The 14,836-nt window shown below is 66.5% G+C and carries 10 protein-coding genes; 5 read left to right on the top strand and 5 right to left on the bottom strand.

The features are described 5' to 3' along the window. The first annotated feature begins 5 nt into the window (after nucleotides 1-5). Both AC5RTE_RS08835 and AC5RTE_RS08840 read left to right on the top strand, forming a co-directional pair. On the top strand, nucleotides 6-1,442 hold the full coding sequence (locus AC5RTE_RS08835; protein WP_494041015.1) for a DUF58 domain-containing protein: 1,437 nt from the start codon (nucleotides 6-8) through the stop codon (nucleotides 1,440-1,442). After that, a complete protein-coding gene (locus AC5RTE_RS08840) occupies nucleotides 1,439-3,940 on the top strand; it encodes a transglutaminase TgpA family protein (RefSeq protein WP_494041016.1) in 2,502 nt (833 codons plus the stop codon). Before AC5RTE_RS08835 ends, AC5RTE_RS08840 begins: the two co-directional genes overlap by 4 nt. Nucleotides 3,941-3,979: 39 nt before the next feature. Here AC5RTE_RS08840 and AC5RTE_RS08845 read toward each other — a convergent pair whose 3' ends face one another. Further along, nucleotides 3,980-5,479, bottom strand: a complete 1,500-nt coding sequence (locus tag AC5RTE_RS08845; RefSeq protein ID WP_494041017.1) for an NAD-dependent succinate-semialdehyde dehydrogenase — start codon at nucleotides 5,477-5,479, stop codon at nucleotides 3,980-3,982. Between the two features lie 178 nt (nucleotides 5,480-5,657). Continuing rightward, on the bottom strand, nucleotides 5,658-6,596 hold the full coding sequence (rsmI, locus tag AC5RTE_RS08850; protein WP_494041018.1) for a 16S rRNA (cytidine(1402)-2'-O)-methyltransferase: 939 nt from the start codon (nucleotides 6,594-6,596) through the stop codon (nucleotides 5,658-5,660). 46 nt (nucleotides 6,597-6,642) lie between these two features. Here rsmI and AC5RTE_RS08855 point away from each other — a divergent pair, with 46 nt between their 5' ends. Beyond that, complete coding sequence (locus tag AC5RTE_RS08855; protein ID WP_494041019.1) at nucleotides 6,643-8,370, top strand: dolichyl-phosphate-mannose--protein mannosyltransferase; 1,728 nt, start codon at nucleotides 6,643-6,645, stop codon at nucleotides 8,368-8,370. Between the two features lie 65 nt (nucleotides 8,371-8,435). Further along, a complete protein-coding gene (locus AC5RTE_RS08860; RefSeq protein WP_494041020.1) occupies nucleotides 8,436-10,262 on the top strand; it encodes an AMP-dependent synthetase/ligase in 1,827 nt (608 codons plus the stop codon). Here the strand turns inward: AC5RTE_RS08860 and AC5RTE_RS08865 are convergent. Next, the gene (locus AC5RTE_RS08865) at nucleotides 10,253-11,551 is read right to left on the bottom strand and encodes a TIGR01906 family membrane protein (protein WP_494041021.1); all 1,299 of its coding nucleotides are present in this window, start codon (nucleotides 11,549-11,551) and stop codon (nucleotides 10,253-10,255) included. The genes AC5RTE_RS08860 and AC5RTE_RS08865 overlap by 10 nt on opposite strands. A 137-nt stretch (nucleotides 11,552-11,688) precedes the next feature. Further along, complete coding sequence (locus tag AC5RTE_RS08870) at nucleotides 11,689-12,681, bottom strand: stage II sporulation protein M (RefSeq protein WP_494041022.1); 993 nt, start codon at nucleotides 12,679-12,681, stop codon at nucleotides 11,689-11,691. A gap of 64 nt (nucleotides 12,682-12,745) precedes the next feature. On the opposite strand from AC5RTE_RS08870, the gene AC5RTE_RS08875 reads away from it, so the two are divergent. Then, nucleotides 12,746-13,546, top strand: coding sequence for an RDD family protein (locus tag AC5RTE_RS08875; protein WP_494041023.1), 801 nt, complete (start codon nucleotides 12,746-12,748; stop codon nucleotides 13,544-13,546). A 4-nt stretch (nucleotides 13,547-13,550) separates the two neighbouring features. On the opposite strand, the gene AC5RTE_RS08880 is transcribed toward AC5RTE_RS08875, so the two are convergent. Then, a complete protein-coding gene (locus AC5RTE_RS08880) occupies nucleotides 13,551-14,789 on the bottom strand; it encodes a L,D-transpeptidase (RefSeq protein ID WP_494041024.1) in 1,239 nt (412 codons plus the stop codon). Nucleotides 14,790-14,836 lie beyond the last annotated feature (47 nt).

Below are 14,836 nucleotides of genomic sequence, written 5' to 3' on the forward strand. Positions count from 1 at the left end.
TTTCCATGGTGCTGCCGGACAAACTGCCCCGACACCTCTTTACGCGGCGGGGCTGGGGAATGCTGGTGGCAGGCGCGGCGGCACTTGCCGCGGCACAGGTGATGGGCCGCAGGGACCTGCTAAGCCTGGCTGTACTGCTGCTCGTCCTTCCGCTGGTTTCCCTTGCCGGGATCCGCCTGGTGAAACCGCGTTTCCAGGTGTACCGGGAGTTCAACCCGTCACCGGTGGAAACCTCGGCCCCCACCACCGTGCGGCTTGCAGTGGCGCGGACGGGCGCAGCCACCGGCAGGGCGACGATGGAGGAAAGGCTGCCGGCACGGTTCGGTGAGTCGCCCGCGTTCCGTTTTCCGTCCCGTTCGGCTACCGGCGGCACCAGCAGGTATGAGTACCACCTGCGCTCCACGCAGCGCGGCCAGTTCCTTATCGGTCCAGTGACGGCGGAGTTCACCGATCCCTTCGGGCTGTCCCTGCACCGGCAGGCGATAGACGACGGCGACACCCTCACCGTGACGCCCGCCGCCGTCGCGCTCCCCTTGACAGGGCTCGCCGGTGCCCGCGGCAACGACGGGGTCACCGCGACCAGGATCCGGGCAAACCCCAGCGACGACGACGTCATGACGCGCGAGTACCGCCACGGTGACCCGATGCGCCGGGTTCATTGGGCAGCCACAGCGCGCCACGGTTCCCTGATGGTCCGGCAGGAGGAATCGGTCACGACGCCCGAGGCCACCATCATCCTGGACCAGAGGTTTACCGCTTTCTCCGGCGGGTCAGGGGCAGTACCGTCCGGAAGCGCAGCACTGGGCGGCCACTCCATGGTCAGCAGCGCAACCTTCGAGTGGGCTGTGGTTGCCGCCATGTCCATCAGTGCCCACCTCGCTGAGCGCAACTACGGCCTGCGCGTGCTGGACGTCCGCGGGGAACCGGCGTTTTTGCGTTCGCCCTCGGCCCCGGAACCCGGCGTAGAGGAATACAGGGGGGCATCCGGGCTTCAGTCCATCGCCGAAAGCCTCGCGGCAATCCAGCTCACAGGGCCGCATTCCCGCCGCGAGGCCGGGCGGAAGGACATTCCCGGCCCCCGGGATTTCCATGGGCACCAGGACTCCGGTCCGGCACCCTTTGATGACAACCTGATGGACAAGTTGTCAGCGCACCGCATGCGCGGACCGGTAATCGCTGTCCTGGGAAGGATCTCACCCTTGGAAGCCCTGTCCCTCGCCCCGGCCGCCGGTTACGGCACCAATGCGTTCGCCATCATTGCCACCGACCGCCCCGCGGATTTCGAGGACGCACTCGAAAAGCTCCGGCAGGGAGGCTGGCGGGCGGCTGCCGTGCCGCCGTCGGTATCCGTTGCAGCAGCCTGGAGCCACTTCGACCAGGACCCGGCCCTGCCGGAAACCCAGTCCGCAGAGGTCCGCCGCGGAGCGGAGGTGGCAGGATGACCATTGCGCCGCCCCGGAAGACCGGAATGGACCAGCAACCGGCAGCGCCGGCAGTAAACGCAGCAGGACGTCCCCCAGTTGGGCCCTACCCGTGGATGATGGCAGGTTCCATTGCCGTGGGCGTGGCCGGGGCTGCCCTGTCCTTGAACGGGGTTCTGCGGGGCTGGGGCTGGTACTGGCCCGTGCTCACCACGGTGCTGATGGTCTGTCTTGCCCTGGCCGCCTTGCGTGCGGTGCGGGCGCAGCCCCTGCTGGTCACCGCCGGCGGGTTCCTTGCGCTGGGCACCGTCCTGACCCTGACGTTTTTCCGCGGCTCCAGCTTTGCCGGCATCATCCCCACCGGGGCGAGCCTGGCTGAACTCAATCGGCTGATCCGCCGGGCCAGCGAAACCGTGCTGTCAGAAACTGCCCCCGTAGCCCCCAACGTGGGCATCGTGATGGTGATCTGCGCCGTTTTGGGCCTGGCAGTGATCCTTGTGGACGCGCTCGCGGTGCCGCTGGGCATGCCTGCCGCCACGGGTGCGGGGTTGCTGGCCATCCTCGTGGTGCCGGCCATGATCAAGCCCCAGAGCGTTGGGTTCTGGGGCTTCACTGCCGCCGTGGCCGGATACCTGATGATCCTGGCCTGCAGCCAGTGGTTTGTCCCAGACCCCCGGATTGCGGCTGATTCCGCCCGCAACCCGGGCCAGGTCCGGCGGGCTGTTCTGACAGGGTCGGTTGCCCTGGTTGCCACCCTGCTGGTGCCGCTGGCAATTCCGGGCTTTGACCAGGGCACTTTCCCGCAGGGTTCCCGCCTTAATCCCTGGGGCGCGTCAACGGGCCTGAACCCGATGATCACCCTGGGCAACAGCCTGCGGACTCCTGCCGGCACCGGACGGATCACGTACGCCACCAATTCCACGAAACCGCTGTACCTGCGCTCAGTCACCGTGGACCATTTTGACGGCGACTCGTGGGGCCCGGATGACCGCAACGCCTCCCGGCGCTCCCTTAGCAGCCAGATCGACCCCGGCTATGTGGTCCTTGCGGACGAACAGCAGCCGGTGGTGACCGCGATTGATGCCGGAACATTCACCAGCCCCTACCTGCCCGCCCCATATCCCCCGGAATCCGTGCGCGGCCTTAACGGCCGGTGGACCTGGGATCCGGCCACCCTGAGCATCAAGGGAACGGACACCACCTCCCGGCGGCAGGAATACCTAGTTCGGTCCTCAGTTCCGAAGCTCACTGCCGGGCAGTTGGCCCGGTCTTCGGCGGCGGTGCAGGGCATCGAGGACGACTTCACCAGGATCCCGGGGAATATTCCCGAGATTGTCCGGACTACGGCGGGCACGGTGGCCGGTTCCCGCGCCACGCCCTATGAAAAGGCCATGGCGATCCAGAGGTACCTCCGCTCCGCGGAGTTTACCTATTCCCTGCAGTCGCCCGTGCAGGGCGGCTATGACGGAAACGGCCTCTCGGTCCTTGCCGATTTCCTGGATGAGAAAAGCGGGTACTGCATCCACTACGCGTCGGCCATGGCCGTGATGGCAAGGCTGGAAGGAATTCCCAGCCGAATCGCCGTTGGCTATGCCCCCGGCAGGTTGACGGGTGCCACCGTCTCCGTGGCAGGCGAGGGCGCGTTGCCCGAGTACGAGGTGGACGCCCGGGACGCCCACGCCTGGCCGGAACTGTACTTCCAGGGTTTGGGATGGGTGCCGTTTGAGCCCACGCCCTCCCGTGGGGTCGTTCCCGACTACGCCTCGGAGGCATCAGCCCCTTCAGCGCCGGGTGCGCTTGAGAACAACGACGATCTGGTCCCTGACGCGATCCCTGCTCCTGCGCCGGCACCAAGCGCCGCTCCCCTGCCCGCTCCCGGGGGAGGCGAAGGCGGCACAGATACCGGCGTGCAGTTGCTGCCCCTGCTCCTGGGCCTGGGCGGTGCCTTGGCAGTTGCCCTTCTGGCAGTTGCGCCGCGCCTGGCCCGGCAGGGCATCAGGGCACGCCGGCTTCGGGCGGTGGATCCAGGCACGGCCGCGGTTCTGGCGTGGAGCGAAATGATGGACCTGGGGACTGATTACGGCCTGCCACCGCAGCCCAGCGAAACCCCGCGCGCCTACAGCGCCCGCCTCCGGGAGTCCGCGCTGCTCGGGGAACAGGGCGGAATGGACGATGCTGCCCACCGGGCCGCTGCAGCACTGACCGCAAACTTCGAACGCCGCGAGTACGGTCCCCCGCCGGCAGAGGCAGATGCGCCGGCGGGCAACGGCAAAGCCGGCCCCCGGGCCTCAACTGATGGCCAGGACGTGACCGGCGCCCGGATCGCAGCACTTGAATCAGCCTTGCGCGCCCATGCCCCCACCCTGCGGAGGCTTCGTGCATTGTGGGTGCCGCCGTCGGTGATCGGGTTACTGGGACGCCTGCTCGTGGCGCCGTTCCGTGGTGCCCAAGCAGCAGCGGTCCAGGCAGCAGGAGCCGCCGCACGCTTCTGGTCAGCCCGCTGGTCTGCGCGTTCCTGACCCCGGCGTGCGGCGGCTCTGCCAGCTGGCGAAAAAGGACTACCCGGCGTAGGGGTCGGCGATGCCGATGTACTGGGTGTAGAGGTATTCCTCAATGCCCTCGAGGCCGCCTTCGCGCCCCAGTCCTGACTGCTTGACCCCGCCGAACGGTGCCGCTGCGTTGGAAATGACCCCCGCGTTCAGGCCAAGCATGCCGGTTTCCAGCCGTTCGCCCATCCGGATGCCGCGGTTGAGGTCCTTGGTGAAGACGTAGGCCACCAGCCCGTATTCGGTGTTGTTGGCCAGCCGGACCGCGTCATCTTCGCTGCTGAAGGTGATGATCGGGGCAACCGGGCCGAAGATCTCTTCCGACAGGATGCGGGTGCCTTCGCTGACGCCGGAGAGGATGGTGGGCTGGTAGAAGTAACCCGGGCCCTCCACGGGCCCCCCGCCCAGCACTGCTTTGGCGCCCGAGGAGACGGCGTCGGACACCAGTTCGTGGACCTTGTTCCGGCTTTTCGCGTCAATCAGCGGGCCCACCTTGGACTCCGGTTCGGTTCCGCGCGCGGTGGTCATCTCCTTCATCTTCGTGGCAAACTTCTCCGCGAATTCCGCTGCGACGGACTCGTGCACGATGAACCGGTTGGCAGCGGTGCAGGCCTCGCCCATGTTCCGCAGCTTCGCCAGCATGGCGCCTGCAACGGCGGCATCCAGGTCGGCGTCCTCGAAGACCACGAACGGCGCGTTGCCGCCAAGCTCCATGGACGTGCGCAGGACAGTCTCGGAGGCATCGGCGAGCAGACGGCGCCCAACCTCGGTGGAACCGGTGAAGGAGAGCTTGCGCAGCCGGGAGTCCTTGATCAGCGGGCCGGTAGTGGCACCCGCTGTTGAAGTGGGGATGACGTTCAGGACACCGGCGGGCAGGCCCGCCTCCATCATGACGGCGGCGAACAGCTGGGAGGTCAGCGGGGTCAGGTTCGCGGACTTCAGCACCATGGTGCAGCCCGCGGCAACAGCGGGAGCGATCTTTCGGGTGGCCATGGCCAGCGGGAAGTTCCACGGGGTAATCAGCAGGCAGGGGCCCACGGGCTTCTTGGTGACCAGCAGGCGGGACTTGCCGTCCGGGGACACGGAGTAGCGGCCGAAGGCACGGACGGCTTCCTCGGAGAACCAGCGCAGGAACTCTGCGCCGTAGGTGACTTCACCGCGGGCCTCTGCCAGCGGCTTGCCCATCTCCATGGTCATCAGCAGGGCAAAGTCCTCGGCACGCCCGGTCACGAGCTCAAACGCGCGCCGCAGGATCTCGCCGCGCTCGCGCGGCGGGACCTTTGCCCAGGACTCTTGGGCGGCAACGGCGGCATCCAGCGCCGCGGCACCGTCCTCGGGGCCGGCGTCGGCAATGCTCAGCAGCACTTTGCCGGTAGCCGGATCCTCGACATCAAAGGTTTTACCTGTTGCGGCGGCCCGCCACTCACCATTGATGAGCAGGCCGGTAGGAACAGAGGCCAAAAGGGCGCTTTCGCGTTCTGCGGAAACGGCCGGCTGTGCAGTGACAGTCACGATGACTCCCTCGTCGGTGGGGTGTTGCAGCCCCGGCGGCGGCCGGAGTAGCCGCCGTCGTCCTGGCTGATTAGTTGCCAGACTACTGCTGCGCCACCAGCCGGTCTACGCCTTCACGCACTGCAGAACCACTGAAGGGCTGTGCACCTGCACAGCCCCGGCGGGCTGTTGGGGCCGGCTACCGGGCGGCCAGAACAGCGGAGTAAAGCTCCCGCTTGCTCACCCGGACGTCTTCCGCGACGGCTGCAACAGCCTCCTTCAGGCGGATTCCCTGGGCCACCAGTTCATTGACGGCAGCCACGTGGTCCTCCGGCGTTCCAGCTTCCTGTTCCGGTGCGCCTGCCAGGACGACGGCAATTTCACCACGGACCTCGGTGGTTTCTGCCCACTGCAGGAGCTCGTTAAGGGAGCCCCGGATCACTTCCTCGTAGGTTTTGGTCAGTTCCCGGCACACGGCCACGCGGCGGTCGGGGCCGAAACGCTCGCGCAGCGCCCGCAGCATCACCTCCAGCCGGTGCGGCGCTTCGAAGAACACCATCGTCCGGCGCTCCCCCGCCAGGTCCGCCAGGCGGGACGCGCGCTCGCCTGCCTTCCGCGGGAGGAATCCTTCAAAGCAAAAGCGGTCCGTGGGCAGGCCGGACAGCGCGAGCGCCGTCAGTACAGCTGACGGGCCGGGGACGGCAGTGACCTTGAGCCCGGCGTCGACGGCACCCTCCACCAGCCTGAACCCCGGATCGGACACCGAGGGCATCCCTGCGTCGGTAACCATCAGCAGTGTCTTGCCTGCCCGCACCTGGTCAAGAAGCTCGGCGGTCCTGGCTGCTTCGTTGTGCTCGTGATAGCTGATCACCCGCCCCGCTACGGTGACGCCCAGGCTCTGCACCAGCCGGTGCAGGCGGCGGGTGTCCTCGGCGGCGACGATGTCCGCGGTGCCCAGCAGCTCCACGAGGCGGGCAGAAGCATCGCCCGTGTTTCCTATCGGTGTGGCCGCCAGCACGATCCGCCCATCCGCCGGCGCCGCAGCTCCTGCATCCGCCACCCTTACCGGCTGTTCTCCGGTTTCCTCATCGTGGGTGGGAGTGCCGGAATCAGGGAAGGGGCTGGGGTTAGTTTCCACGCCACCAGCCTACTGCTGAGGAGCGCGGCCAGCCGCAAAAGGTAGCATGGGGCTCGTGACGCAGACCTCGACGCGGCCGGCCGGGGCCGGGTACCCCACGCCCCCGGCGTCCGGCTGTTCCACCCCCGACGTTGAGGGCCGGCCCGCAACCTTTCCTGCCCGCCCGTGGGTCAGCCGTCCCGTTGATGCCTTCACCGCTGAGTCCCTGCAGGCGCGGCTCCTGGGATCTGTCCAGAGCTGGCGGGACTACCCGCCGTCGCTGCGGCTTTGGTTTTTTCTGGTCCCTGTCCTGACTGCCGCAGCCGGCGGGGTCCTGAGGTTCTTCCGGCTTGAGACGCCGCACAAGCTGGTTTTTGACGAAACGTACTACGTCAAGGATGCCTACTCCTACCTCGTCAGCGGTTATGAGCGCAGTTGGCCGGACAAAGCCAATGATTCATTCAACGCCGGTAACCCCGCGCTGCTTCTGGATACTCCCGAGTACGTCGTCCACCCCCCGGTGGGAAAGTGGATGATCGCCGCGGGCATGTGGCTCTTCGGCGCGGACAATTCCTTCGGGTGGCGTTTCGCTGCTGCCCTGACCGGAACCCTGTCCGTCCTGCTCCTGTCGCTCATAGCGCTGAAACTCTTCCATTCGCTTCCCCTGGCCGGCGCGGCAGGACTCCTCCTGGCCGTGGACGGCCACCACCTGGTGATGTCCCGGACTTCACTGCTGGATATCTTCCTGATGTTCTGGATCCTCGCAGCGTTTGGCGCCCTGCTGATGGACCGGGATGACGGCCGACGCCGGCTTGCGGCGCGGCTGGGCAAGGTTGCCTCGGCCAACGGTGGGCTTCCCGGCACCGCCGCGTTGCTCTCCGGACCCTGGCTGGGCATCCGCTGGTGGCGGCTGGCGAGTGGCGTATTCCTGGGGCTTGCCGTGGGAACGAAGTGGTCGGGGCTGTTCTTCCTGGCCGTTTTCGGAATCCTTACCGTCCTGTGGGACATGAGCGCACGGCGGGTAGCGGGAATCCGCGGCTGGATCAGCGGCGGCGTGATCAAGGACGGCATCCCGGCATTCCTGGCTATGGTTCCGGTTGCCGCGCTGGCCTACACCGCCACCTGGACCGGCTGGTTCCGCTCCGACGACGCCTACTTCCGCCGCTGGGCACAGAGCAATCCGTCCGCCGAATGGGGCTGGCTGCCGGAATCGGTCCGGTCCCTGGCGCACTACCACCTCGAAGCCTACAAGTTCCACCAGGGCCTGGGGTCGGAGCATCCGTACGAGGCCAGCGCCTGGAGCTGGCTGGTGATGGGCAGGCCAACGTCGTTCTTTTATGAGTCGCCCCAGCGCGGCACCCCGGGCTGCGACGTGGACAAGTGCACCTCCGCCGTACTTTCTGTTGGTAATCCCATCATTTGGTGGGCGGCAGCCATATCGCTGGTGGTGCTCCTGTTCTGGTGGGCCGGGCGCCGTGACTGGCGGGCCGGAGCCGTGCTGGCCGGAGTGGCCGCAGGCTACCTTCCGTGGTTCATGTACCCGGAGCGGACCATGTTCTACTTCTATGCGGTGTCCTTTGAACCGTTCCTGGTACTGGCCCTCGTGTACTGCCTGGGGCTGGTCCTGGGCAGGACGACGGACCCGCCGTGGCGCCGCCGGTCCGGCCTGTACCTGGTGGCCCTGTTCGTGGCCGCAGCAGTCCTGTTGACAGCCTTTTTCTATCCTGTCTGGGCGGCTGAGGTCATCCCGTACCAGGAGTGGCGGCTCCGGATGTGGATGCCTTCCTGGATCTAGGGCAGGATGGCAGGAGACCCCGACGGAGCCGCTGCCGCGGCATGGCAGCGGAACGGAGACCTGCTGTGAGAGAAGCGAGCACCGAACTGCTGGTTGAGCTTGATGCCGCCAGCAACGTCACGGATCTGTTGCTGGAGCAGCAGGCGGCCAACCCTGCCCACGCCCTGTACCGGCGCAAGGGGCCCAACGGCTGGTATGACGTGACGGCGCAGAAGTTTCTGCAGGACGTCAGCGCGCTGGCCAAGGGCCTCATCGCCGGCGGGCTCGAACCCGGCGACACTGTGGCGGTCATGTCCGCCACCTCCTATGAATGGACCCTGGTGGATTTCGCCATTTGGTTCGCCGGCGGTGTGACCGTTCCCATTTATGAAACGTCCTCAGCCAGCCAGGTGGAATGGACCCTCCATGACGCCGGCGTGCGGCGCGTCTTCGCCGAGGACCATGCGAAGGTGAAGCTGGTGGCAGATGTCCTGACCGGCTCCGAGCTCCTGCGGGACCGGCTCATCCACGTGGGCCGGATGGACTTCAAGGGTGAAGCCCCGGACCTCGCGAGCCTGGCCGCCGCCGGAACGGGGGTCACCGACGCGGAGCTGGAACGGCATAGGAGCCGGGCAGGACTGGACGACATCGCCTCCCTGGTCTACACCTCGGGTACCACCGGAAATCCCAAAGGCTGCGAAATCACCCACGGCAACTTTGCCCTGGTGGCCCGCAACATCGTTGCGTTCCTTCCGGAGCTGCTCCTTCAGGACCAGGCCCGAACGCTGATGTTCCTGCCGCTCGCACACGTCCTCGCCCGCGCGGTCCAGGTTGTGTGCCTGACCGCCGGAGCCACGCTCGGGCACACAGGAGCGGCGCAGCTGGCCGATGACATGGGATCGTTCCGGCCCACCTTCCTGCTGGTGGTTCCGCGGATTTTCGAGAAGCTCCGCGCCACCGCAGCACACAAAGCCGCAGCGGCCGGAAAAGCCCGGCTTTTCGACGCTGCGTCGGCTACCGCCATTGAGTACTCGCAGGAACAGGACAAGCGCAGCCGCGGCGAGGGCAGCGGTCCCGGGATGTTTTGCCGCATCCGCCACGGAATTTTCGACAGGCTGCTTTACCCGCGGCTCCGCCAGGCCTTCGGCGGCCAGGTGGGCTACACGGTGTCCGGGGCCAGTGCCCTGTCACCGGAGGACGCCCACTTCTTCCACGGGGCCGGGATTCCTGTCCTTGAAGGCTATGGCCTCACCGAGACCACGGCGCCGTGCACCGTCAACACCCCCTCCCGTACCCGGCTGGGTTCAGTAGGCATTCCCATCCCCGGCACCACCATCCGGGTAGCGGAAGACGGCGAGGTCCTGGTCAAGGGCATTGGCGTCTTCCGGGGCTACCACGCCAACCAGGCCGCGAACGCAGAGGCCTTCGTGGACGGATTTCTCCGTACCGGCGACCTCGGGGAACTTGACCCCCAGGGGTTCCTCACCATCACAGGGCGGAAAAAGGACCTGCTGGTCACCGCCGGTGGCAAAAATGTTGCGCCCGGGCCGCTGGAAGAAAAAATCCGCGCGCATCAGCTGGTGGCCCACGCCGTGGTGCTCGGCGACGGAAGGCCTTATGTGTCCGCGCTGGTGAGCCTGGACCCCGCAGGCCTCACGCACTGGTGTTCCGGGCAGGGACTGCCCTCACTTGCTGTCCGGGACGCCGTCGCGGATCAGCGGGTGATTGCTGCAGTTCAGGAGGCGGTTGACCAGGCCAACCGGCAGGTGTCCAAAGCCGAATCCATCCGCAGGTTTGCCCTGCTGGACGCCCAGTTCACTGTCGAGTCAGGGCACCTGACGCCGTCCCTCAAAGTGAAGCGCGCCGCCGTCGTGCATGACTATGAAAGCGAGATCGCCGGACTCTATTCCTGAGCCGCCCCATGCCGCGCCGCCGGCTCGGCCGAGTGGTCGGCTGACTGGCGGGTGCCGTCAGGCCGTTCCTTGACGAGGCCGCGGCGCCGGCGCGTAGGCCAGGTGAGGATCAGGGTAATCAGCGCGGTCAGCAGCACCAGGGCTGCGATCACAATTCCTGCGTCGACCCAGAACTGGCCGGGAAACAGCCGGATGAGGGTGTCATCGAGGCTGAACGTCCACGTGCCGTCGGCAAAGAAGATCCGATGGAACTCGGTGAAGAACTGCTGCCATCCCAGCACTGCCAGGGAACCCAGGCCCAGGATAAGGACCAAGGTGATGATGGAGCCGGCAAACAATCCCCTGCGGACTCCCCCGTTGGTTTTCTTCCGCAGGTAGAGGACAGCGATGATGCTGACAAGGGCCAGCAGCACTCCGGCGCCAAAGGTGGAGAGGATCACCAGCTTGACGTCCGCCATATGGCTGACTTCGCCGTCCTTGAACAGTTTGTCGCCGCTGCGGTGCACCAGGTCGCCCAGGTAGCGCGGTCCGGACCAGTTACTGAGGTAGTCGACCGCGTAGGAGCCGTAAGTCATCCTGTCGTCGGTGCTGAACCCGTAGCCGTCACCCGGAAATCCGGGGCGGTTGTACTCCACCCAGAGGAACAGCGGACTGGTCACCGCTCGTACCGCAAGGATGAGCAGGATCAGGGGGAAGAAGATGGCAAGCAGGACCTGCATCACCCGCGGAGCCACCGGCTTGGCGTTGGCTGCGCTCTCGCGTTGGGCGTTGCGGCGCTCCACCTCCTCCTCCGGAGGACGGACCTGCAGTGCGGAGGTGGGAAGCGGCTCCTTGAAAACAGGCGAGCTGCCGCGCCCGGGTGCAGGATCCGCATCGTCAGCGGCGGCCTTCGCGGCTTTGCGGCCCGCCCGGCTCTCCGGTTGGACGGCTTTGCGGTCCGCGGGGGCGGCGGCAGCATCGGTGATACCAGTAGCGGACGAACCGCCGGCGACTGCTGCGGCTGCGCCGCTGCCGGTTACGGAGGAACTGGCACCTGTTGCAGTTGAACCTGCGGCTGTTAAGGTTGAGCCTGCGCTTGTTGCCACGTCGCCCTCGCCGGAGCTGCGGGTTGATTCTCCGGACGTTTCATAGCCCGGGTCATTAGACCCGTGCGTTGCAGAACTGCCGGCGCCTGTACCGGCGGACGTCATCCAGGAAAAGGCCGGTTCGTCGGAGTCCCCTGACGTGTCCAGGACAGGTTCCGGCCGGGGCTCGGTGCGCCTGGCGCGGGCAGGAGTTTCGTCTTTCACAGCAGCGTCGCTTCCCTTGGGCTTCTGCGCCAGGTTGTGGTCCCCCGGCGCGCTTTGTCTGTTGACGAGCCTACCGTCCGGGCTCCGCCGCGGACGCGGAACCACCCCGGAAGGATTACAACGATTCAGGCAACGGTTCAGGCAGCGACTTGCGAATAGCCTGCGTCCTCGCGGCGCAGGTCGCCGCGCTCCCCGGCCAGGTAGGCTGGTCGTCCGCAGGCGAGGACATACAGCCAGTAGCCGGCGAGCACCGCCGCTCCAATGGTGATCTTTGCCCAGGCCGGAAGCGCGCTTGGTGTGACAAACCCTTCCACCAGGCCGGAGACAAACAGCACAAGAACCAGGCCCAGGGCTACCGTAATGAGGGATCTGCCCTCCTCCGCTACCGCCCGGCCCCGGGTGCGCGGCCCCGGCGATACCATCGCCCAAAAGATCCGAAGACCGGCTGCGCAGGCGATGAACACGGCCGTGAGTTCCATCAGGCCATGCGGCAGGATGTAGCTGTAAAAAACGTCTGTCTTCCCCGCGGCCGCGAAAATGCCGGCCGCGATACCCACCCCCTGCGCGTTGCTGAACAGGATCATGGGCACCCATACTCCGGTGATGCCCAAGGCCACTGCCTGTGCGCTGATCCAGGCGTTGTTGGTCCAGACGGCACCGGCGAAGGACGCCGCGGGGTTCTCCGAGTAATAGTTGATGAAGTCTTCCTCGACGTACTGTTCTGCCGCCGCCTCGGAAGCCACCGCCCGCAACGCTTCGGGGGATGTGCCAATCCAGAACGCGTAGGCTGCGCCGATGAGGACAAAGGCCGCCCCGCAGGCAAGGGTAAGCCACGTGAGCCGGTAGAAAGCGGCCGGAAGGGCCACCACAAAAAACCTTGCCAGGTCCTCCATCACGTTGGAGCGGGCACCGGTAAAACGGGTCCGCGCCTGGGCAAGTGTGGCGGACAGGGAGGCGGACAGGCCGCTCTCCGGAGCCACCGACCGGATGAGCGAAAGGTGGGATGACGCGGACTGGTACAGGGCCAGCAGTTCATCTGCTTCCGGCCCGCTGAGCCTGCGTTTGTGGGCGAGTTCGTGCAGCCGGGACCACTTGTCCGCGTTGACGGCGGAGAACGCGTCCATATCCACGGAACCAGCCTAGCGGGCCGCCATAGACTGTGACTGTCCCATCAGCAGCAAGGACAGGAACAGCGTGAGTTCGATCATCACCGGTGAGGCAGTGGTCCTGGAATTACGCCCCGCATCGTTTGCAGCGCGCGCGCTGGGCCTGCTGCTGGATATGGCCTTGAGCATTGTCCTGTTGGCGGTGATCCTGATTCAAGTAGCGGGCGCGGCTGGAGAACTCGACGAAGCCGCCGTGCGGGCCATGGTGGTGTCCAGCGTGGTGTTCTGCCTGGTGGTTGTTCCGGTGGCTGTTGAGACTCTTAGCCGAGGGCTGTCGCTGGGCAAGCTCGCAACCGGGCTGAGGGTGGTGCGGGAGGACGGCGGTGCCATCCGCTTCCGCCACGCCCTGATCCGCGGGCTGACCGGATTCCTTGAGATCTACCTGACGCTGGGCGGGGTGGCCATTGCCGTGGCGCTGTTCAACCACAGGTCCCGCAGGCTGGGCGACCTGATGGCCGGGACATATGCCATCCGCCGCCGGGTACCGCTGGAAGAAGTCCCGCCGGTGCCCGTTCCGCCCCGGCTCCAGTCCTGGGCCTCGGCGGCGGATATCGGCAGGATTCCGGATGCGACGGCCCGCCGGGCTTCCCAGTTCCTCCGCCAGGCCAACCGGATGGCCCCGCTGTCCAGGGCCGGCATGGCCGGGTCGATCGCCACCGAACTCGCGGCGCACGTGGCCCCGCCGCCGCCTGCCGGAACAACTCCCGGTGACTACCTTGCCGCGGTGGTGGCCGAGCGGCGGAGCAGGGACCTGGCGAGGTTGTCCGGGGCACGACGGCGGAGCGCTGAGACAGCCGAGCGCCTGCACCGGCTGCCTTTCAGCGGCTGAGCGCCTAGTTGGCGTATTCGCTCCACGGAATATTCCAGTCGCCAAAACCGTCGTCGTGGGCCGCGTAATCGCCCTCGGTGTTGACGATGTGGACAACGTCGCCGGTGCCCATGTTGTCAAAAACCCACGCGGCACCGTCGGGGGCAAATCCAATGCAGCCGTGTGAGACGTTGGTATTGCCGATAAAGGGGTAAGCAGATTCCAGTGCCTGGTGGATATAAGCACCGCTGAGGGTGAGCCGGATGGTGTATTCGACGTCAACGTCCCCGTAGTAGGCCGGATCGTCGGGCTTCAGCCCGATGCTCGAGGCCCGGAAGTGGTCATAGCGCTTCTTCTCCATCAGCACCCCGTACCCGCGCGCGGACGGGAACCGCTTATCCCCCATGCTCACCGGCAGCGTCTTGACCACCTGGTCGTTGACGCTGAGCGTGAAGGTGTGGGCTGCTGCATCCGCCACTGCCACCTTCTTGTCACCAATGGCGACGTTCACCTTCTTGTTGAAGTTGGCGATCTGGCCGTTGCCGAGGTCCATGCCGAACAGCTGCATGTCCATGGTGATCGTGGAGTTTGCCGCCCAGAAATTTTCCGCGCGGTACCGGACCATGGTGTCGCTGTGCCAGTGGAAGTCACCCACCTGGCCTGCGCTGCTGGTGATGCTGATGGCCTTTTCCACCGCCTCACGGTTAAGCACGGGTTCGCTGAAGATAACCTGCAGCGGCTGCCCGACACCCACCTTCATGCCATCCAGCGGGTAGATAGCGGCATCGGCCTCGTGGGAACTGGAAACGGTGCTGAAGGCCTGGGTGGTGCTGGTCTCGCGGCCGGCCCCGTCCTTCACGACGTAGGTGTAGCTGTAGTCCGTATTGAATTTCAGCGGCCCGGAGGCCGTCCAGCCTGTGCCGGCGGCGTCGATGCGGCCCTCCACCGTCTCTCCGGAGGTGCTGGTGAGGGTGACGCGTTCTATGGTGCCGTTGGACACCTTCAGGGACACCGGGGCTGCCGGGTTCACCTGCTTGGCGCCGTTAACCGGCACGGCGTCGAACTTGACCGGGGCAATCACCGGCGCTGCGATGCCGGGTGATGTCCTGGCAGCGGACCCCGACTCCGACTCGATGGCTCCGCGGGCAATTCCCGGTGCCACTGCAGCGAACACCCCGCCGACGGCGGCGAGGAGGCAGACGGCCACCACCACAAGTATCTTCTTCACACGACCCGGCCGGCGGGACTGGACTTCGGGCTCCATATTTTGATCCTAGGCGCAGAAAGTAACAGCCCGGGTGCTCGGGGCAC

Source organism: Arthrobacter sp. K41 (assembly GCF_059089645.1).